We start from the raw sequence: 19,279 nt of genomic DNA, 5'->3' as shown, positions 1-19,279 counted from the left end.
GCGTGGAACGCGATGGTGCCCGGGCGGACGCGACCGTGATGTTGATTCTACTGAATGGCTTACGGTAGCGTTTACAAAAGCAGGTTTGACCGTCCCCGCAGCGCCGGGCGACCTGGTCGGAGGTTATGTCGCGGACCGTGACTCGTCACAGAGTCGGAAAAGGATGATCGATGACTGCGGCCACGGTGGTGTTCGACCCGTTCTCTGAGGACTTCTTCAACAGTCCTTACGAGATGTACCGCCAGATGCGCTTGCATGCACCGGTCTATTACAGCGAGCAGTACGACTTCTATGCGCTGACCCGTCATGAGGATGTCGCCGCCGCGTTCAAGGACCACGAGACCTACTCCTCGGCCTACGGCGTCGACCTCGCCCAGGTCCGCAAAGGCGATGTGACCGAGCATGGTTCGATCATCGCCATGGATCCGCCGGCGCACCGGAGGATGCGCAGCCTGCTCAACAAGGTCTTCACGCCGCGTGCGATCCAGTCCAAACGGGAACTCGTGACCGAGCTGGTGGACAAGCACCTTTCAGCAGTAGACCCGGCCGGGTTCGACTTCGTCCAGGACTTCTCGGCGCTCTTTCCCGTCGACGTGATGACCACCCTGCAGGGTGTACCCGACGAAGACCACCAACAGATTCGGCTGTGGATCGACGATCTCCTCCACCGGGAGCCCGGCGAAATCGAGATGAGTGCGGCAGGGATGGAATCGGCCGTCAACATGGCCGTCTACTACTTCCGGCTGATCAAGAAGCGGCGCGACGAACTGGGCGAGGATTTGATCAGCAAGCTGATCGAGTCCGAAATCGAGCGGGACGACGGTGAGATGTCCCCGCTGACGAACATCGAGATCACCGAATTCGCCACGCTTCTCGGTGGCGCCGGTGCCGAGACGGTGACCAAGCTGCTCGGCAACGCGGCGGTGGTGTTCGCGCAGAATCCCGGCGAATGGCAGAAGCTGCTCGACGATCGCAGCAAGGTGCCGGCGGCCGTCGAGGAGCTCCTGCGTTACGAGGCGCCGGCGCAATACAACGTGCGCCGTTCGATGCGCGAGGTCGAATTGCACGGGGTGACGATCCCGGTGGGCAAGCCGGTTTTCCTGGTGGGTGGTTCCGCCAACCGGGACCCGGAGGCGTGGACCGAACCGGACCGCTTCGACGTCGACCGCGATCGTGCCCAGGCGCAGAACCTCGGGCTGGGCTACGGGATTCACAGCTGCCTGGGCGCGGCGTTGGCACGGCTGGAGAGTGTGATCGCGCTGGACAAGATGCTGGACTTCATGCCGCGCTACGAAGTCGACTGGGACGGCTGCAAGCGGGTCAACATGCAGAACGTCGCCGGCTGGAGCAACGTGCCGGTTCGTGTGCTGAGCTGATCGAGCACCGGCCAGACGAGAGATATAGTCCAGCTCAATCGACCAGGAGGTGACCCGTTGTCCGATGACATCGAGGCGATCAAGCAGCTCAAGGCCCGGTACTGCCGATACTTGGACACCAAGGACATCGAAGCCTGGCGGGGCCTGTTCGCCGAAGACGTCGTCGTCACCCTGGACATGGCCGTCTCGACCGGTGGCGCCGATCCGCAGACCGCTCCACCGCTCAACGGCTTCGACGAGTTCTTTCCGGTGGTGTGGGGCGGCGTCGAGCATGCGGCGACAGTGCACCACTGCCACACACCCGAGATCACGTTGACCTCTGACACCACCGCGACCGGCATCTGGGCCATGGAGGACATGCTGTTCTTCGCCGACGGCAATGAGCTGCACGGAGCCGGGCATTACCACGAGACGTACGAGAAGCGTGACGGCACATGGCAGATCACCAGCCTGCACTTGACCAGAACCGTGTTGAAATTCAAGACTGCCTGACGTTTGTAAAAAGGTCTGCGGTCTCGCCGAACGCCTTGATGTAGTCGAGCGCGGACTGCGGGCTGCCGCCGTCCACGTGGATGACCGCCCAGGTGGCGCCGTGACCCTCCAGTTCGGCCAGCGCCTCGCGCGCGTGCCGAACCGATGCATCGTCGTCGAGGTCGACAGGCGGACACACCACCTGGATGTCGACGGTGGCTGGGTCGCGGCCGGCATCTGCGAGGCGCTGGCGCAGGCGCCGCACGGCGGAGCTGAACTGATCGGCATTCTCGATGGCCGCGGTGCGCATCGTCGCCGCCATTCCCGGCGTGGCTATGATCGGCATCCACCCGTTGCCGTGCTCGACCACACGCCGGATCGCGGCGGCACCGTTCCCGCCGATCCAGATCGGCGGATGCGGGCGCTGAGCCGGCTGCTGCAGCCACACCGGTCCCACTGCGGCGAAATCAGCACCGGTAACCGGTTTTTCGGGCTCGATCCAGATGGCGCGCAACGCCTCCAGTGCTTCGTCGAGCAGCTCGGCGCGGCGCTCCAGGCTGACGCCCACCGCCGCGAACTCGGATCCCAGGTAACCCGCTCCGACGCCGGCGATGAGCCGGCCGCCGGAGATCAGGTCCACGCTGCCCAGGGCCTTGGCCGACAGGTACGGATTGCGGAAGGGGAGCACGTACAGGTTGGTCATCAACCGGATGCGCGTGGTGGCCGCTGCCATGAAGCTCAGCGCGGCGATCGGGTCGAGAGTGTTGTGGCCACCGTTGTTCCGCCACTTGACCGACGGGGCCGGATGCTCGCTCAATGCGACCGCTGCGAAGCCCGCCGCTTCGGCTTGGGTGACTACTGCCCGGATGACCTCCGGCTGCAGGAAATCGTCAGGTGCGGTGGGCAGCTCGCTGGGGTATTCCAGGGTGTACTTCAATCCGTCTTTCCGTTCCGGAGTAATACTGTAAGCGTTACCGTAGCATCGATCGCTGATCGTCAACCGGGATGGAGTAGCGATGGATCGCCGACGAAAAGTACTCGTCATGGGGGCAAGTGGAAACGTCGGCGCCTGTGTCACCCGGCAACTCGTCGAGCGTGGAGATGACGTACGGGTGCTGCTGCGCCGCAACAGTTCGACCAGGGGCATCGACGGCGTGGAGGTCGAACGGTGCTACGGCGACGTCTTCGACACCGAAGCGGTGGCGGCGGCCATGGCCGACCGCGACGTGGTGTTCTACTGCGTGGTCGACACCCGAGCCCATCTGGCCGACCCGGCACCGCTGTTCTCCACCAATGTCGAAGGCCTGCGCAATGTTCTCGAGGTGGCCGTCGATGCCGACCTAAAGCGGTTCGTGTTCCTCAGCACCATCGGAACCATCGCCGTCGGTGACGACGGTGCCACCGTCGACGAGGACACCCCGTTCAACTGGGCCGGCAAGGGCGGTCCGTACATCGAATCGCGGCGCCAAGCCGAAGACCTGGTGCTGTCGTATGCCAGGGAGCGCGGTCTGCCGGCCGTGGCGATGTGTGTGTCCAATCCCTACGGCCCGCCCGACTGGCAGCCGAAACAGGGCGCGCTCGTGGCGATGGCGGCGTTCGGCAAGCTCCCCGTCTATGTGCGTGGCGTCGGCTCGGAGGTGGTCGGGATAGATGACGCAGCGGAAGCCCTCGTCCTGGCCGCCGAGTATGGCCGAATCGGTGGACGCTACATCGTCTCCGAGCGTTACATGACCCAGCGCGAGATGTTGACCGTCGCCGCGCAGGCTGTGGGTGCCCGGCCACCCAGGTTCGGCATCCCCATGGCTCCGCTGTACGTCTTCGGATGGTTGGCGGGCATCTCCAATCGCCTGCTCGGCACAGATTTTCCGATCAACCTCGCCGCGGCGCGGCTGATCTGGCTGACCTCGCCCGCCGACCACAGCAAGGCGACCCGTGACCTCGGCTGGAAGCCCGGGCCGACCGAAGAATTCATCGGCCGGGCAGCCAAGTTCTACGTGGACCGCAAGAACCGCGACGAGAAGGTCATCGACTTGTGAGTACGCCGGATTTCGACGCCATCGTCGTCGGGGCCGGATTCTCCGGATTGTATGCCTTGCACCGCCTCCGGGAATCCGGCTTGCGGGTACGCGTTCTGGAAAAGGCCGATGCCGTCGGCGGCACCTGGCTGGTCAATCGTTATCCGGGCGCGCGCTGCGACATCGAGAGCATCGAATACTCCTACAGCTTCAGCGACGAGATCCAGCAGGAGTGGGTCTGGACGGAGACCATGCCGGCCCAGCCGGAGATCGAGGCCTACCTGAACTTCGTCGCCGACCGGCTCGACCTGCGCCGCGATATCGCTTTCGGTACCGAGGTCGTGGCGATGAGGTTCGACGAGGCCACCTCTGAATGGTGCGTCACCACGGCCGACGGTCAGATCCTGCACACGCCGTTCGTGGTGGCGGCCACCGGAATCCTTTCGGTCCCTGTGGAACCCGATATTCCGGGGGCCAGTCGATTCACCGGTACATCGGTGTTCACCAGCCGCTGGCCGCGCGACGGCGTCGACCTCACGGGCAAGCGCGTCGGTGTGATCGGCACCGGCTCCACCGGTGTCCAACTGATCCCGGTGGTGGCCGAGCAGGCCGAGCAGCTGACGGTGTTTCAACGCTCACCCGCGTTCACACTGCCCTGGCAGGTGCGGCCGTTCGAACCCGGCGAGCTGGATCGCCTGAAGGCCGACTACGCACAGATTCGTGCCGCACAACGTGAGCATCCGGTGGGCGCGGCGCGGCTCAGCGCATTCTCGGTGTTGCTGGAGATGCTCGCGCGGCCACCGGTGAAGACGGCGACGCCAGAGGCGAAACAACGCGCTGTCGAGGAACACGGCGTGATGGGTGCGCTCAACTGGGGAGACGTCTTCTTCGACATCGACGCCAACCGGATGGCCACCGACCTGTACGGCCGGGCCGTCGCTCGTATCGTCACCGACCCGCAGACGGCGGCGGCCCTGGTACCGAGCCACCCGTTCGCCTGCAAGCGACCGATCATCGATCAGGGCTATTACGAGACGTACAACCGGGACAACGTCACCCTCGTCGACCTGCGTCGGGGAGCCATCCGGGAGGTGACCGCAAGCGGAATCTCGACCGAGCAGGGCGATTTCGAGCTCGACGTGATCATCTACGCCACCGGGTTCGATGCCATGACCGGAGCCCTGAGCCGAATCGACGTGCGTGGCCGCGACGGGGTGGTGCTGGGGGAGTACTGGGCGAAACAGGGTGCGCTGTCGTACCTGGGCCTGGCCGTGGCGGGCTTCCCCAACTTGTTCACGATTCAGGGACCGGGAAGTCCTTCGGCAGCAACGAACTTCGTGGCCGCTCTGGAACAACATGTGGAGTGGATCGCGGACTGCATCGCCTATCTGCGGGCCGGCGGATACCGGACCATCGAAGCGACGACGCAGGCACAGGCTGAGTGGGTCGAGCACACCACGTCGTTGGTGGCGCCCACGGTGCTGGTGCACCCGAGCTGCAATTCCTGGTACAACGGCGGCAACGTGCCCGGCAAGAAGCGGATGTACCTCGGATACACCGCGGGGATCCCCGAGTACCGTCGCCGCTGTGACGAGATCGCGCGCGACGGCTATACGGGATTCACCGTTGCATAGGGCAGCACGGATCGCCTGGGAACTCGGGGGTGTGGTGCCCCGCTCGGTGGGTGCGCTGCGCGGTGACTGGAATCCGTTCAGCGTGACCGGGCTCCGTCAACTCGGCGAGGTGACGCTCGACGAGCTGGTGGTGACCGGGATGACCCTGACCGGTCCGCCTCCACAGTTGCCGCGTGCCGTGGGCGACTACCGAGACGCCGCCTCCGAACTCGCCGCACTAGATGTCGACAGTGCGCACATCTGCCCGGACGCTCTGCAGGTCAAACACATCCGACCACGCCGGTTCGGCGCGCTGACGTTCGAGGAGCTGGTGTTCGATCACGAACCCGCGCTGCCTGCGTCGGTGCTCACGGATGGTCACGGCGGTGTGGCCATGGCCAGAGTGAGGCTGTACCGCTGTGGCGACGAGACGCGGCCGTGGCTCATCTGGATCCATGGGGCGGGACAGGGTGATCCGATGGACCTGCTGGTCGCGCGAGTCCGACGCTTGCGGGACATGGGCTTCAACGTGGCCTTGCCGGTGCAACCGGGCCATGGGCCACGGCGAAATTCCTGGCCCGAGTATCCAGCCCGCGATCCGCTGGCCAATGTGGCGGGCACGATGCGGGCGGTGTCGGAGGTGCGGGCGCTGATCGGCTGGCTCGAACCGCGGGCATCGTCGATCGCCGTGGCCGGGCTGTCGCTGGGCAGCGCTGTGGCGGCTCTTGTTTCGCATCTCGACGCGCGTGTTTCCGCGGTCGCGGTGTACACGCCCATTCTCGGGCTCAACACCATGATCGGGCTTCATCTCGGACGCTGGGGATCGGCTGGGCAGGCGGCCGGTGCCGAGTTGCAGTCCGGCATCGTCACGGCGCTGACCTCGGTGATCGATCCGCTTGCCACGCTGCCACTGGCCGAGCACCGGCTGATCGTGGGGGCATGGCACGATCGGATGGCGATGCGGGCCTCGGCGCTGGCCCTGCATGAACGGTGGGGCGGTGAACTGCACTGGCACGACGGCAGCCACGTCGGGCATCTGTTCTCGGGCGCGGTGCAGAAGGCGACCGAACAGTTCTTAGCTGCCGTAGGTTGAGATGATCCTGGCTGTGACACAGGCGATCTCATGATCGAGATCGTGGTCCTCGGGCAGCACCACCCACTGGAATGCGATCCCGAAGATCGATCCGGTGATGTCCCGCATTGCCATGTCGACATCGATGTCGGCCCGCAGGGAGGCGTCAGCGATACCCGCCTGCAGCCCCGCCTCGATTTTGACTGCGGCCCCGGCCAATTGCGCGCGGACGCCGTCGCGCAGCGGAGACGTGGTCTTGACGGCCTCGAACGCCGACACGAACATCGCCCGCGTCACCGAGGCATCCTCGGCGTGGATCTCCCGCACCCGGTCGAAATGCGCCAACACCTGCTGTAGTCCGGTGGCGCCGGGTTGGGGATCGGGATTGAGACGCGCGACGTACACATTCTGGAAGGCGTCGAGGATCGCGTCCTTACTGCCGTAGCGGGCGTGCACCATGGCCCGGCTGTACCCGGCCCGCCGGCCGATTTCAGCGGCTGTCGTTGCTTCCCAACCCTTTTCGACGATGAGTTCCGCGGCGGCCTGCAACAGCCTGCGCGAGGACAGCTCGACGCGTTCCGGCTGGGTCAGGCCATGGGCTGGGGAAGGCACCCTTGCATATTAGACGGTCGACAACTAACTTAGTTGTTCAGTGTCAAATTTCTGCGGCGGAGGTTATGGATGACACCGATCACGGTGCCCGTCTCCGGGGCGGTGCCCACAAGCATCGACGGTGTCACCCCATCCTGGCTGTCCGAGGCGCTGGCCACGCAGGTAACCGCGGTGCGGCCCAAACGGATCGCGGAGGACACCGGCTTTTCCGCGGCGTTGTACCGCATTCATCTGAGCGGATCCGATGATGTGCCAGAGACTTTGATCGTCAAGCTACCCGCTGAGTCTTTGGCTCGCGGCGGGATGGAGATGCTCGGCGGATACCAGCGTGAGCTGGACTTCTACCGGTGCGTCGCGTCGGATGCGCCCATCGCCACCCCGCGCTGTCACGTTGCGCGGATGTCCGGAGCCGATTTCATCCTGGTGCTCGAGGATCTGCGGGATTGGGAGAACGCCGACCATCTGGCCGGGTTGTCGCTCGAACGTGCTCAGCTGTGTATCGAACAGTTGGCCGGCTTGCACACATGGTCGGCAGGCGTTGATGGCAGTGTCCTGCAGAAGTTTCCGAGCATCGACAGCGCCTTGACGCGAGACCTGTTCCTGCCGGCCTTCGCACCGGGATGGGAGCTCTACCGAGACCACACCGAGCAAACGGTTCCGCCGGAGGTTGCGGTTTTCGCCGAGCGGTTCGCCGATCTGGCGCCCGCCGCGCTTGCAGCACTCTCGCAGCGGAACATGTTGCTGCACGGCGATATCCGGGCCGACAACATGTTCTTCAGGGGCGGGGCGTTGAAAGTGGTGGACTTCCAGTTGACGGTCCGCGGCGCGGGTGCGGCCGACATCGCCTACCTGGTCAGCCAGGGTCTGCCCACCGAGGTGCGCCATGGCCGCGACGAGGAGTTGCTGCGCGCCTACGTCAACCAGGTCGGTGGATACGCGTTCGACGAGGCCTGGCGGCATTACCGTTTCGCGACCGCCCTGCTGCTGTACATGCCGGTGGTCGCCCTGCTGACGTGGGATGTGGCACCCGAACGGTCGCGACAACTGTGCCTGACGCTCATCGACCGCGCCGTCGCGGCCATCGACGATATCGACGCGTTGGAGGAGTTTTCATGAGGACAGCGCGCGAAGTGGTCGAACAGTACAACTGGGTGGTCTGGAACGAGAGGGACTTCGCCCTCGCCGATGAGCTGTTGGGGGACACCGTCACCCGCCACGATGTGGGCGAGGTGGCGGTGCTCACCCATGAGGAGGCGGTCAACCGGGTGATCGACCACTGGGCGATGTTCGAGACGATCCGGTTCGACCTGAATCTGGTCGTCGCCGGTGACGACGGCGAGCACGTGGCGATCGTGTATGAGTCACCGATGACCTCCACCGATGGCCACGCCTTGACGATCAGCAGTATGGAGATCTTCCGTGTGGTCGATGGCCGGATCACGGAAGTCTGGAATTGTGGTTATAAGCAAGGAGTTTGGGCGTGAACAAATCGGTCCTCGATGAACTTGGCTACTACCTCTTGGCCGGTGCGGGCGGCGAAGGCCCGGCCACGCTGATGGACGAGGCACGGCGCGGGGAGGAACTCGGGTTCGGCACTGCCTTCATCTCCGAACGGTGGAACGTCAAGGAGGCGTCCTCGCTCGTCGGCGCCGCCTGCGCGGTGACCGATCGCATGCAGATCGCCACGGCGGCAACCAATCACAACACGCGCCATCCGCTGATCACCGGGTCGTGGGCCACCACGATGCACCGGTTGTCGCGAGGCCGGTTCACCCTCGGCATCGGGCGTGGCATCGCCGCCATGTACAACGCCTTCGGGGTGCCGGCGGTGACCACGGCGCAGATGGAGGATTTCGCGCAGGTGATGCGCAAACTCTGGCACGGCGAGGTGATCTTCAACCATAACGGTCCGATGGGCAAGTACCAGGTGCTGTTCCTGGATCCTGATTTCAACGAGGACATCCGCCTGGCGATCGTGGCCTTCGGCCCACAGACGCTGGCCCTGGGCGGCCGGGAGTTCGACGACGTCATCCTGCACACCTACTTCACGCCGGAAACGCTGCAACGCGCCGTAAAGACCGTCAAGGACGCCGCCGAACAGGCGGGCCGCGATCCCGACAGCGTGCGGGTGTGGTCCTGCTTTGCCACCGTCGGCGATCACCTACCCGAGGAATTACGGCTCAAGAAGACCGTGGCCCGGCTCGCCACCTACCTGCAGGGCTACGGGGACCTTCTGGTGAGCACCAACAACTGGGATCCGGCTGTGCTGCAACGATTCCGGGAGGACTCCGTCGTCACCTCAATTCCGGGGGGTATCGACCACAAGGCCAGTGCCGAGCAGATCGAGCACATCGCGACGCTCATTCCCGACGAGTGGCTGGAACCGTCGGCCACCGGAACGGCACAGCAGTGCGTGGACCGTATCCGCAAAGAGTTCGACTACGGCGCCGACGCGGTGATCATGCACGGGGCAACACCCGACGAGCTTGAGCCGATCGTCACCGAATACCGGGCCACCTCGGAGTCGGCGGGTTCCGGGAAATAGAAAAGCAGGAGCGTCGACCGCTTCCTGCCACTTCCAACATATAGCCCACCCGGGGGCTTGCGGCAAGACCCCGGGGGTGATGCAGAATCTCCTCCCGCAGTGCTGAGCTGCGGGAACAGGGGGATTCATGATCGACGTCATCATTGCCGGCGCAGGACCGACCGGGGCGATGCTCGCCGCCGAACTACGACTGCACGGTGTGGGCGTGCTGGTGCTGGAGAAGGACGACGAGCCGTCGAAGGTGGTCCGCGGGCTGGGGCTGCACGCGCGCAGCATCGAAGTGATGGACCAGCGCGGCCTGCTGCCCCGGTTCCTCGAACACGGGCAGAAACACCCGGTCGGAGGGTTCTTCGCCGGTATCGCCAAGCCTCAGCCCGACGGCCTCGACACCGCGCACGCGTATGTCCTCGGGATACCGCAGACGATCACCGAACGTCTGCTGACCGAGCGTGCCGCCGAACTCGGTGCCGAGATCCGTCGCGGATGCGAGGTGACCGGAGTGAGCCAGGACGGCGACGGCGTCACCGTCGAACTGGCGGGTAAAGGGTCGCTCGGCAAGCCTCCCGCCGGCGGATCCCGGGTGCGAGCGCGCTATCTCGTCGGCTGCGACGGCGGACGTAGCACGGTGCGCAAGGCGATGGGTATCGGCTTTCCCGGAGAGCCTGCGACGGTCGAAACGTTGTTGGGTGAGGTCGAACTGGACGTGCCCCCGGAAACGCTCGATGCCGTGATGGCCGAAGTCCGCAAGAGGCAACTGCGATTCGGGGCGATGCCGCTGGGCGACGGCGTGTACCGGGTGATCGTTCCGGCCGACGGAGTGGCCGAGGACCGCGCCACGGCACCGACATTGGACGAGTTCAAGCGCCAGTTGGTGCTCACCGCGGGCACCGACTTGGGTGTGCATTCCGCGCGTTGGCTGTCGCGATTCGGAGACGGCACGCGGCTGGCCGAACGCTACCGCAGTGGGCGGGTGTTGCTGGCCGGCGATGCCGCGCATGTGCATCCGCCGACGGGTGGACAGGGACTCAATCTCGGTGTTCAGGATGCCTTCAACCTGGGCTGGAAACTGGCCGCCGAAGTGGCCGGGTGGGCACCGGACGGGCTGCTGGACAGCTACGACACCGAACGCCGACCCGTGGCCGCCGACGTGCTGGACAACACGCGGGCACAGATGGAACTGATGTCCCTGGAACCCGGGGCTCAGGCGGCGCGTCGACTGGTGGCGGAATTGATGGACTTCCCCGGCGTGAGCAGGCATCTGACGGAGAAGATCATCGCGATCGCCATCCGTTACGACTTCGGTGAAGGTCACGAGATGCTCGGTCGCCGGTTACGGGATATCCGACTCAGGCGCGGCCGCCTCTACGAGCTGATGCACGCCGGGCGCGCGATGCTGCTCGACCAGACCGCGCGCCTCTCGGTGCACGGCTGGGAGGATCGCGTCGACCACGTCGTCGATACGAGCGAAGAGCTGGACGTGCCCGCGGTGTTGCTGCGGCCCGACGGGCATGTGGCCTGGGTGGGGGACGATCCGGCCGACCTGGTCGCCCACCTCGAGAAGTGGTTCGGCTCTCCTCGCGAGCAGACGTGAAACTGCCTATTAGGCACCGAAAGTGGGCAGTTTTATGTCTGCTCGCCGGAGAAGTTCACGGCATGATCAGGCTGCGGGACACCGGCTCGGCCACCGCTTGGCGGCTGAAGATGCCGTGTTGAAGGGTGACCAGCAGCGCGTTGCGGGTTTCCTCGGGAGAGATGAGCTCATCGAAGCCGAGGTGACCGGCCGACCGGAAGGACGCCTCCAGTTCCATTCTCTTGAGCACTTCGGTGTAGTCCTCACCGGCATGGGTGGCCGCGCTCATGGCGGCCGCACCCATCGCGCCCATCGTCGCGCCGGGATAGGCGAAGGTGGCCACCTGATCGTCGAAACCCAAGAGGGACATCACCATCGAGCCGAAACCGAACGCCTTGCGCAGTGTGACGTGCAGCTTCAGCGTCGTCGCCGCAGTCTGCGCGGCGAACATCCGTGCTCCGCTTCGCAGTACGCCGCTGCGCTCGGACTGACTGCCCGGCAGCATGCCAGGGTTGTCGGCGAGAAACACGATCGGCAGGTGGAAGGCGTCGGCCACCGAGATGAAGTGGGCGGCCTTGTCCGCGGCGTCGGCGTCGATCGAGCCCGCCATCACCTGCGGTTGATTGGCCACCACCGCAACCGGATAGCCGCCGAGATGGGCCAGCGCGCAGATGATGGCGCGGCCGAACTTGGGTTGCACCTCGAACCAGTCGGGACGGTCGAAGATTTCGTCGAGCACCGCGCGCATGTCGTAGATCTGCCGATTGTCGCGCGAGATGATGTCGAGGAGTTCGGGGGTCGGTCGGGGGTCAGCCGTGTCGTCGGCGAGCCGGGTCGGCGGATACGACCAGGCGCTCGACGGGAAGTAGGACAGGTAGCGGCGGATGTCGTCGATGACCGTCTCGTCGTCGTCGGCGTGGTTGTGGATCACGCCGCTCGCCAGGGCGACGTTCGGTCCGCCGAGGTCCTCTTTCGAGATGTTTTCTCCCGTGGACTCTTTCACCACCGGAGGTCCGGCGGTGAAGATGGCTCCCTGATCGCTCATGATCGTGAAATCGCACACCGGAGCCACCAGAGCGCCGTGCCCGGCCGACGGGCCGAGCACCGCCGAGACCGTCGGGACCTTCCCCGAGCACTTGGCCTGAGCGATGAGGTCGGTGGGCGTACGCCCATAGTGCTCACCGCTGGGGCGAAAACCCGCCCCCTCCAACAGCATCACCAGCGGAATCTTGTTGCGCAGCGCCAACTCGGCGAGCCGGTACCGTTTGGCGTTGCCGCCGGGCCCGATGCTGCCGGCCAGCGTGGTGAAATCCTCCGCACCCACCATCACCGGCGTGCCGTCGATCCGGCCTGAACCGGCGATGAGGCCATCGGCTGCAATGTCACCGCCGGCCAAGGTGCCGAACTCCTGGAAGGTGTCGGGGTCGAGCAGTCGTGCGATGCGGGCTCGGGCATCGAGTTTGCCCTTGGCGTGGTGCTTGGCCAGCCGTTCGGGACCACCCATGCCGAACGCCTGCTCACGCCGTCGAGCGAGGTCCTCGAGCGTTTCCTTCCACTCGGCGGCGTTCGTCATAATCTCTCCCACTTCTCGAACCGGCGGTTGGCTTGTAGCCTAACCTCGTTGACCATACTGAATTGCTTACTGTAGCGTCGATGAGGTGTCCGGATTGCGCACGGCGGAACAAGCTGGCAAAGGAATGCACCGTCGATGAGTGAACCGGTTCCCCGCGTTGTCAAGATCGACCGCGGCATCCCCAGTCGGCTGGCCGAGGTGCCGCAGACCGCCCGCGAGCTCGAAGCCCACGGATATGACGGCTGCTGGACCGGAGAGATCAACCACGACCCGTTCCTGCCTCTGGCACTTGCGGCCGAGCACACCGAGCAGATCCAGATAGGCACCAGCATCGCCGTCGCCTTCGCTCGCAACCCGATGACCATGGCCCAGCTGGGCTGGGATCTGCAGACATACTCGGGCGGACGCTTCATCCTCGGGCTGGGCACGCAGATCCAGCCGCACATCGAAAAGCGATTCAGTATGCCGTGGAGCCACCCGGCTCGCCGCATGCGCGAGTACATCGAAGCGCTGCAAGCGATTTGGGGATGCTGGCGCGATGGTGCAAAGCTGCGGTTCGAGGGGGAGTTCTACACCCACAAGATCATGACGCCCATGTTCACCCCGGAACCGTCGGACCTGCCGTTCCCCAAGGTGTTCCTGGCCGCGGTGGGGGAACTGATGACCGAAGTGTGCGGCGAGATGGCCGACGGACTGCTGGCCCACGCATTCACCACCCGGCGCTATCTGGACGACGTGACCACGGTCGCGTTGCAGCGCGGAATGGACCGTGGCGGTCGTGATCGCGCCGACTTCGAGTTGTCCTGCCCGGTGTTCCTGGTGACCGGCGTAGACGAGCAGGAGATGGCCGCGGCGTCGATCGCGACCCGCAAACAACTCGCCTTCTACGGCTCGACGCCGGCCTACCGCAAAGTCTTGGAGCTGCACGGCTGGGGCGATCTGCACACCGAACTGCACCGGCTGTCACTCGCCGGTCAGTGGGACGCGATGGGTGAGCTCATCGATGACGAGGTGCTCGACGCCTTCGCCGTTGTCGCCCCGGTCCCCGAACTTGCCGCGGCGTTGCGGCGCCGCTGCGACGGTGTCATCGACCGCGTGCTGCCAGGTTTTCCCGCCGCGGTGTCCCCGGACACCGTGAATGCGGTGCTGCAGGAGTTTCGAGAATGCCCGCCAGTGAGGAGCAACGTATGACCGTCCGCACGATCGACGATGTCGCCAGAATGTTCGCCAACCCGTCGGCGTACACCGACGAGGTGACATTGCACGCGGACCTGGCTCACCTGCGGGCCAACGCCCCGGTGTCCTGGGTGGAGGTACCCGAGTACGCCCCGTTCTGGGCCATCACCAAGCACGCGGACATCATGGAGATCGAGCGTGCCAACGACATCTTCACCAACTCGCCGCGCCCGGTATTGGTCACCCGCGAGGGTGACGAGCAGCAGGCTGCGATCGGAATCCGGACGTTGATCCACACGGACGACCCACTACATCGCGACCTGCGAGCCATCGGAGCCAACTGGTTCCGGCCAAAGGCCATGCGCGCGTTGAAGGATCGCGCGGACGAACTGGCCAAGCGGTTCGTCGACAGAATGGTCGACGAGGGGCCGGAATGCGATTTCGTGCAGCAGGTCGCGGTGAACTATCCGCTGTACATGATCATGACGCTGCTCGGTGTGCCCGAGTCGGACTTCGCATTCATGCTCAAGCTCACCCAGGAGCTGTTCGGCAGTGACGACGACGAGTTCAAGCGCGGCACCAGCATGGAGGAGCAGGGCATGGCGCTGCTCGAGATGTTCCAGTACTTCACCGAACTCACCGCCTCGCGTCGGGCGAATCCGACCGACGACCTCGCTTCGACGATCGCCAACGCCACGCTGGACGGCGAGCCGCTGTCCGATATCGACACCGTTTCCTACTACGCGATCATCGCCGCTGCCGGCCACGACACCAGCAGTGCCAGCATTTCTGGAGGCATGCACGCGCTGCTGCAGAATCCCGACCAACTGGCCCGGCTGCAGAATGACATGAGCCTGATGCCGCTCGCGGTTGAGGAGATGGTCCGGTGGACGACACCGGTCAAGGAGTTCATGCGTACCGCGCAACAGGACTACGAGATTCGTGGTGTACGCATCGCGAAGGGCGAGTCGGTGCTGCTGTCCTATGTCTCGGGTAACCGCGATGAGGACGTCTTCGTCGATCCGTTCTGCTTCGATGTCGGGCGAGATCCCAACAAACACATCGCGTTCGGCTACGGTGTGCATTTCTGCCTGGGCGCGGCACTGGCCCGGATGGAGATCAACAGCTTTTTCTCCGAGCTGCTACCGCGGTTGCGTTCCGCAGAGCTCGTCGGCGTACCGCAGCACATGGCCACGACGTTCGTCGGCGGGCTCAAGCACCTGCCGGTGCGGTATTCCCTGCGCTGAGAGTTCGCCGAGCAGACGCAAAACTGTCCCTTTCCGAGCGGAAAGGGACAGTTTTGCGTCTGCTCGCGGGAAAAATGGAGGCGCGTCTACTCGCTGCCCGAGTTGCCCCGCGCCGCGGCCTGCAGCGCATCGCCGCGGGTGCCCTGCTCGTGGTGACTCAGCGCCTGGATCGAAACATCGTGACCCTCGGCGGATTTGCGCAGCGCGCCGACGGTGGCCTGCTCGCGTGAGATGTGGGTGAACGGATCGAACGAGTACCAGCGCATCGCATTCTCGTACGTCATCTTGTTGATGTCGTCGTCGGGCACGTTGTTCTCGGTCAGCACGTCCCACAACTCCTCTGGGGCGCCCGGCCACATCGAGTCGCTGTGCGGGTAGTCGGCCTCCCAGCTGATGTTGTCGATGCCGATCTTGTCGCGCAGTGCCACGCCGACCGGGTCGGAGATGAAGCAGGTCAGGAAGTGCTCGCGGAACACTTCGCTGGGCAGCTTGCCGCCGAAGTTCTGGTGCGTCCAGGTCGAGTGCATCTCATAGGTGCGGTCGACGCGCTCCAGGAAATACGGAATCCAGCCGGTGCCGCCCTCGGACAGCCCGATCTTGAGATCCGGATAATCCTTGATGGGCTTGGACCACAACAGATCCGCGGCGGCCTGCACGATGTTCATCGGCTGTAGGGTGATCATCACGTCCAGCGGCGCGTCCGGTGCGGTGATGGCCAGCTTGCCCGAGGATCCGATGTGCACGTTGAGCACGGTGTTGGTGTCGCACAACGCCTTCCACAGCGGAGTCCAGTAATCGTCGTGGAAACTGGGATAACCCATCGCCGCCGGGTTCTCACTGAACGTCAGGGCGTGCACGCCCTTCTTCGACACCCGGCGGACCTCGGCGGCACACGCCTCGGCATCCCAGATCACCGGCAACGCCATGGGGATGAAGCGGGCGGGGTAGGCGCCGCACCATTCATCGATGTGCCAGTCGTTGTAGGCCTGGACGAGAGCCAGGGAGAACTCCGGATCCTCGGTGGCGAACAGGCGGCCGGCGAAGCCGGGGAAGGACGGGAAGCAGATGGAGCCGAGGATGCCGCCGGCGTTCATGTCCTTGACGCGCTCGTCGACGTTGAAGCAGCCCTTGCGGATCTCGTCGAGGCCCTGGGGTTCCAGGCCGTATTCCTCCTTGGGCCGGCCGGCGACCGCGTTCAGTGCGACGTTGGGAATGACGATGTCGCGGAACTGCCAGGTGTCGCTGCCGTCCGGGTTGTGCACCAGACGCGGGGCCTCATCGGCGTACTTCTTGGGAAGGTGATTCTTGAACATGTCAGGCGGTTCGACGATGTGATCGTCCACGCTGATCAGGATCATGTCGTCTTTGTTCACGAACGCACTCCATTCACGACGGCCTTACCGTATGGACGACAGTTTAGCCGGACGCGACGGCTTCAGGCCAGGCCATCAGCACATTCGTCGCTCAGCAGCAGCGCGCGCCCGGATTGGCCTCCGTATGGCGGTGCCGCATCTTCCAGTAATCCCGCTCGGACAGCACCGGCTCACCGGGGTGGGTACGTTCGCGGTGCGCGACGTAGCGGCGATAGTGGTTGTCGCCCATCAATGTTGACCAGTACCACCCGATGTGGCGTGCGGCTCGGCGTGTCCTCCGGGCAAGGCGTCCCACTGTTTCTGCACCTCCTTCTCGGCCGATGTGGTGATCAGGCCCGAGGGCGCGAAAAGGCGCGAGGGCACTTCCTCGTCCACCGCCAGCGGCCGGCCGGCCCCTCGCAGCGCTTGCAGTGCCATCACCACGCCCGCGACGAACACGATCAGCACCAGCACCGCGAAGACCACCGACAGGGTGCCCTGGATGAAGGTGTTGCGGATGACCGCGTCGATCTGATCGGGGTTCTTAGCCGCGCCGAAAGTCGACTTTCCGGCCTCCTGCGCCGCGACGTACTGTGAATGCTGCTTCCAGTAACCAACTTTCGGGTCGGCCGAGAAGATCTTCTGCCAGGATGCCGTCATCGTCACCGTCAGATCCCACAGCAGCGGAAGCCCCGGAATCCACGCCCACTTCACCAAGCCGCGCTTGATCACCACCACGGTGACGACGGTCAACGCGATCGCCGCCAGCAGCTGGTTGGCAATGCCGAACAGAGGGAACAAGGTGTTGATGCCGCCCAGCGGGTCGGTGACGCCCATCAGCAGAATCGAACCCCACGCCGCGACCACGATGACGCTGCAGGCCCAGGCGCCCACTCGCCAGCTGGGGTTCTGCAGCTTCTTCAGCGGGCCACCGAGATTGCCAAGACCGTCAGACAGCATGAACCGTGCGACCCGAGTGCCGGCGTCGACCGTGGTGAGGATGAACAACGCCTCGAACATGATCGCGAAGTGGTACCAGAAGGCCTTCAGGCTTTCCCCGCCGAACACCTGGTGCAGCACCTCGGACATACCGAAGGCCAGAGTCGGCGCACCGCCGGTGCGGGACACGATGGAATGCTCACCCACGCCGTCGGCCGCGGCGGTGATCTCCTGCGCGGTGATCGGCTGACCGGACAGGCCAAGGCCGTTGACGTACTCGGCCGCCGTCTGCGCGGTCGTCCCTGTGGAGGCGGTCGGTGCATTGATCGCGAAGTACAGGTGCTGGTTGAGGATGGCCGCGGTGATCAGGGCCATGATCGCGACGAACGACTCGGTGAGCATGCCGCCGTAGCCGATCAGCCGCATCTGGCTTTCCTTCTCCAAGAGCTTGGGCGTGGTGCCCGAGGAGATCAGCGCGTGAAAGCCCGACAGCGCACCGCAGGCGATGGTGATGAACAGGAACGGGAACAACGAGCCGGCGAACACGGGGCCGGTGCCGCTCGCGGCGAACTGGGAGATCGCGGGCGCCTGCATCACCGGCCGGGCGATGAGGATGCCCACGGCCAACAGCGCGATGGTGCCGACTTTCATGAATGTCGACAAGTAATCACGCGGGGCCAGCAGGAACCAGACCGGCAACACCGAGGCAGCCAGGCCGTAGATGATGATGCACCACGACAGCGTGACCTTCGAGAGCGTGAACCAGTCGGCACCCCAGGATGTTTCGGCCACCCAGCCGCCGGAGATCACCGCGAGCAGCAGCAGCGTGACGCCGATGAGCGACACTTCCGACACCCGGCCGGGGCGGAAGAACCTCAGGTACAGGCCCATGAAGATGGCGATCGGGATCGTCATCGCGATCGAGAAGACGCCCCATGGGCTTTCGGCCAGCGCGTTGACCACGACCAGGGCCAGCACCGCCAGCAGGATCACCATGATGACCAGCACGCCGACGATCGCCGCGACACCGCCGACCACGCCGAGCTCGTCACGCGCCATCTGCCCGAGCGAACGGCCACGGCGGCGCACCGAGATGGACAGCACCAGGTAGTCCTGGACGCAACCGGCCACCACGGCGCCGATGATGATCCAGATCGTTCCGGGCAGATAGCCCATCTGCATGGCCAGCACCGGGCCGACCAGCGGACCGGCGCCGGCGATCGCGGCGAAGTGATGACCGAACAGCACCCGCCGATCGGTCGGCATGTAATCCGTACCGTTGTCGAATAGCTCTGCCGGGGTGGCATTTTCGTCACGGGGCCGGACGATCTTCATCTCGATCAGCCGGGCGTAGAACCGGAAGCCGATGACATAGGTGCAGATCGCGGCGATCACGAACCACACCGCGTTGACCGTCTCCCCGCGGAAGAACGCGATCACCGCCCAGGCGATCGCGCCCAGTACGGCGACGGTGGCGAAGATGGCCTTGTGTCTGGCGGTGATGGGCGAGCGGTCGACGATCGCGACCGGCGGAAGTTCTTTGCTGGTGCGGATGTAGGTGATGTCGCCGTCGTGCTCCTCGATGCGATCCGCCGGTGGGGCATCCGGTGTTGCCACGGTTTCTCCTTGCTTGCCCAGTGTCATACGCGTCGCCTGAATCCTTTCATCGAGCCAAACCGCGTGGCATCGAATCCCGGTTTCCGCACCCTAACCAGGAA

17 protein-coding genes are annotated in these 19,279 nt (G+C 64.9%); 11 read left to right on the top strand and 6 right to left on the bottom strand.

Features of this window, described 5'->3' with window-relative positions; genetic code table 11:
* Window positions 1-170 precede the first annotated feature (170 nt).
* Window positions 171-1,376, top strand: a complete 1,206-nt coding sequence (locus H977_RS0131095; RefSeq protein ID WP_029111524.1) for a cytochrome P450 — start codon at window positions 171-173, stop codon at window positions 1,374-1,376.
* Window positions 1,377-1,433: 57 nt separating this feature from the next.
* A complete protein-coding gene (locus tag H977_RS0131090) occupies window positions 1,434-1,868 on the top strand; it encodes a nuclear transport factor 2 family protein (protein ID WP_029111523.1) in 435 nt (144 codons plus the stop codon).
* Here the strand turns inward: H977_RS0131090 and H977_RS0131085 are convergent.
* A complete protein-coding gene (locus tag H977_RS0131085; protein ID WP_029111522.1) occupies window positions 1,855-2,784 on the bottom strand; it encodes a TIGR03619 family F420-dependent LLM class oxidoreductase in 930 nt (309 codons plus the stop codon). The two genes, H977_RS0131090 and H977_RS0131085, sit on opposite strands and share 14 nt — an antisense overlap.
* Window positions 2,785-2,863: 79 nt before the next feature.
* Between H977_RS0131085 and H977_RS0131080 the strand changes: the two genes are divergently transcribed.
* The 3 genes from H977_RS0131080 to H977_RS0131070 are packed head-to-tail and all read left to right on the top strand — an operon-like array spanning window position 2,864 to window position 6,568.
* Window positions 2,864-3,883 carry an NAD-dependent epimerase/dehydratase family protein gene (locus H977_RS0131080; RefSeq protein ID WP_029111521.1) on the top strand — a complete coding sequence of 340 codons (1,020 nt, stop codon included), beginning with the start codon at window positions 2,864-2,866 and terminating at the stop codon, window positions 3,881-3,883.
* Window positions 3,880-5,496, top strand: a complete 1,617-nt coding sequence (locus H977_RS0131075; protein ID WP_029111520.1) for a flavin-containing monooxygenase — start codon at window positions 3,880-3,882, stop codon at window positions 5,494-5,496. Before H977_RS0131080 ends, H977_RS0131075 begins: the two co-directional genes overlap by 4 nt.
* A complete protein-coding gene (locus H977_RS0131070; RefSeq protein ID WP_036477787.1) occupies window positions 5,489-6,568 on the top strand; it encodes an alpha/beta fold hydrolase in 1,080 nt (359 codons plus the stop codon). Before H977_RS0131075 ends, H977_RS0131070 begins: the two co-directional genes overlap by 8 nt.
* Here H977_RS0131070 and H977_RS0131065 read toward each other — a convergent pair.
* Window positions 6,551-7,159, bottom strand: a complete 609-nt coding sequence (locus H977_RS0131065) for a TetR/AcrR family transcriptional regulator (RefSeq protein WP_029111518.1) — start codon at window positions 7,157-7,159, stop codon at window positions 6,551-6,553. The two genes, H977_RS0131070 and H977_RS0131065, sit on opposite strands and share 18 nt — an antisense overlap.
* A 69-nt stretch (window positions 7,160-7,228) precedes the next feature.
* On the opposite strand from H977_RS0131065, the gene H977_RS0131060 reads away from it, so the two are divergent.
* The 4 genes from H977_RS0131060 to rox all read left to right on the top strand — a co-directional run bounded on the left by H977_RS0131060 (window position 7,229) and on the right by rox (window position 11,295).
* Window positions 7,229-8,275, top strand: coding sequence for a phosphotransferase (locus tag H977_RS0131060; RefSeq protein ID WP_029111517.1), 1,047 nt, complete (start codon window positions 7,229-7,231; stop codon window positions 8,273-8,275).
* Entirely contained in the window at window positions 8,272-8,643 is a 372-nt protein-coding gene (locus H977_RS0131055) for a nuclear transport factor 2 family protein (RefSeq protein WP_029111516.1), read from the top strand. The genes H977_RS0131060 and H977_RS0131055 overlap by 4 nt, the downstream gene beginning before the upstream one ends.
* Window positions 8,640-9,704 carry a TIGR03857 family LLM class F420-dependent oxidoreductase gene (locus H977_RS0131050; RefSeq protein ID WP_029111515.1) on the top strand — a complete coding sequence of 355 codons (1,065 nt, stop codon included), beginning with the start codon at window positions 8,640-8,642 and terminating at the stop codon, window positions 9,702-9,704. The genes H977_RS0131055 and H977_RS0131050 overlap by 4 nt, the downstream gene beginning before the upstream one ends.
* A 127-nt stretch (window positions 9,705-9,831) precedes the next feature.
* Window positions 9,832-11,295, top strand: coding sequence for a rifampin monooxygenase (gene rox, locus H977_RS0131045; protein WP_029111514.1), 1,464 nt, complete (start codon window positions 9,832-9,834; stop codon window positions 11,293-11,295).
* A 55-nt stretch (window positions 11,296-11,350) separates the two neighbouring features.
* On the opposite strand, the gene H977_RS0131040 is transcribed toward rox, so the two are convergent.
* Complete coding sequence (locus tag H977_RS0131040; RefSeq protein WP_029111513.1) at window positions 11,351-12,847, bottom strand: acyl-CoA carboxylase subunit beta; 1,497 nt, start codon at window positions 12,845-12,847, stop codon at window positions 11,351-11,353.
* Between the two features lie 135 nt (window positions 12,848-12,982).
* Here H977_RS0131040 and H977_RS0131035 point away from each other — a divergent pair, with 135 nt between their 5' ends.
* Window positions 12,983-14,038 carry an LLM class F420-dependent oxidoreductase gene (locus tag H977_RS0131035; protein WP_029111512.1) on the top strand — a complete coding sequence of 352 codons (1,056 nt, stop codon included), beginning with the start codon at window positions 12,983-12,985 and terminating at the stop codon, window positions 14,036-14,038.
* Window positions 14,035-15,270, top strand: coding sequence for a cytochrome P450 (locus tag H977_RS0131030; RefSeq protein WP_029111511.1), 1,236 nt, complete (start codon window positions 14,035-14,037; stop codon window positions 15,268-15,270). Before H977_RS0131035 ends, H977_RS0131030 begins: the two co-directional genes overlap by 4 nt.
* A gap of 86 nt (window positions 15,271-15,356) precedes the next feature.
* Here H977_RS0131030 and H977_RS0131025 read toward each other — a convergent pair whose 3' ends face one another.
* The 3 genes from H977_RS0131025 to H977_RS0131015 all read right to left on the bottom strand — a co-directional run bounded on the left by H977_RS0131025 (window position 15,357) and on the right by H977_RS0131015 (window position 19,178).
* Window positions 15,357-16,643, bottom strand: coding sequence for an amidohydrolase family protein (locus H977_RS0131025; protein WP_029111510.1), 1,287 nt, complete (start codon window positions 16,641-16,643; stop codon window positions 15,357-15,359).
* Between the two features lie 91 nt (window positions 16,644-16,734).
* Complete coding sequence (locus H977_RS35100) at window positions 16,735-16,872, bottom strand: YbdD/YjiX family protein (RefSeq protein WP_234793642.1); 138 nt, start codon at window positions 16,870-16,872, stop codon at window positions 16,735-16,737.
* Complete coding sequence (locus H977_RS0131015) at window positions 16,872-19,178, bottom strand: carbon starvation CstA family protein (protein WP_029111509.1); 2,307 nt, start codon at window positions 19,176-19,178, stop codon at window positions 16,872-16,874. The genes H977_RS35100 and H977_RS0131015 overlap by 1 nt, the downstream gene beginning before the upstream one ends.
* Between the last annotated feature and the right edge of the window lie 101 nt (window positions 19,179-19,279).

Origin of the sequence: Mycobacterium sp. URHD0025 (assembly GCF_000426065.1) — a bacterium.
In the GTDB taxonomy this organism is placed as follows: domain Bacteria; phylum Actinomycetota; class Actinomycetes; order Mycobacteriales; family Mycobacteriaceae; genus Mycobacterium.
This window is presented reverse-complemented; position numbering and strand designations above follow the sequence as displayed.

Excerpts from the sequence above, each read along its gene's own strand:
- H977_RS0131060 (WP_029111517.1), top strand. The coding sequence starts at position 7,229 with ATGACACCGATCACGGTGCCCGTCTCCGGGGCGGTGCCCACAAGCATC.
- H977_RS0131055 (WP_029111516.1), top strand. The coding sequence starts at position 8,272 with ATGAGGACAGCGCGCGAAGTGGTCGAACAGTACAACTGGGTGGTCTGG.
- H977_RS0131080 (WP_029111521.1), top strand. The coding sequence starts at position 2,864 with ATGGATCGCCGACGAAAAGTACTCGTCATGGGGGCAAGTGGAAACGTC.
- H977_RS0131095 (WP_029111524.1), top strand. The coding sequence starts at position 171 with ATGACTGCGGCCACGGTGGTGTTCGACCCGTTCTCTGAGGACTTCTTC.
- H977_RS0131035 (WP_029111512.1), top strand. The coding sequence starts at position 12,983 with ATGAGTGAACCGGTTCCCCGCGTTGTCAAGATCGACCGCGGCATCCCC.
- H977_RS0131030 (WP_029111511.1), top strand. The coding sequence starts at position 14,035 with ATGACCGTCCGCACGATCGACGATGTCGCCAGAATGTTCGCCAACCCG.
- rox (WP_029111514.1), top strand. The coding sequence starts at position 9,832 with ATGATCGACGTCATCATTGCCGGCGCAGGACCGACCGGGGCGATGCTC.
- H977_RS35100 (WP_234793642.1), bottom strand. The coding sequence starts at position 16,872 with ATGGGCGACAACCACTATCGCCGCTACGTCGCGCACCGCGAACGTACC.
- H977_RS0131040 (WP_029111513.1), bottom strand. The coding sequence starts at position 12,847 with ATGACGAACGCCGCCGAGTGGAAGGAAACGCTCGAGGACCTCGCTCGA.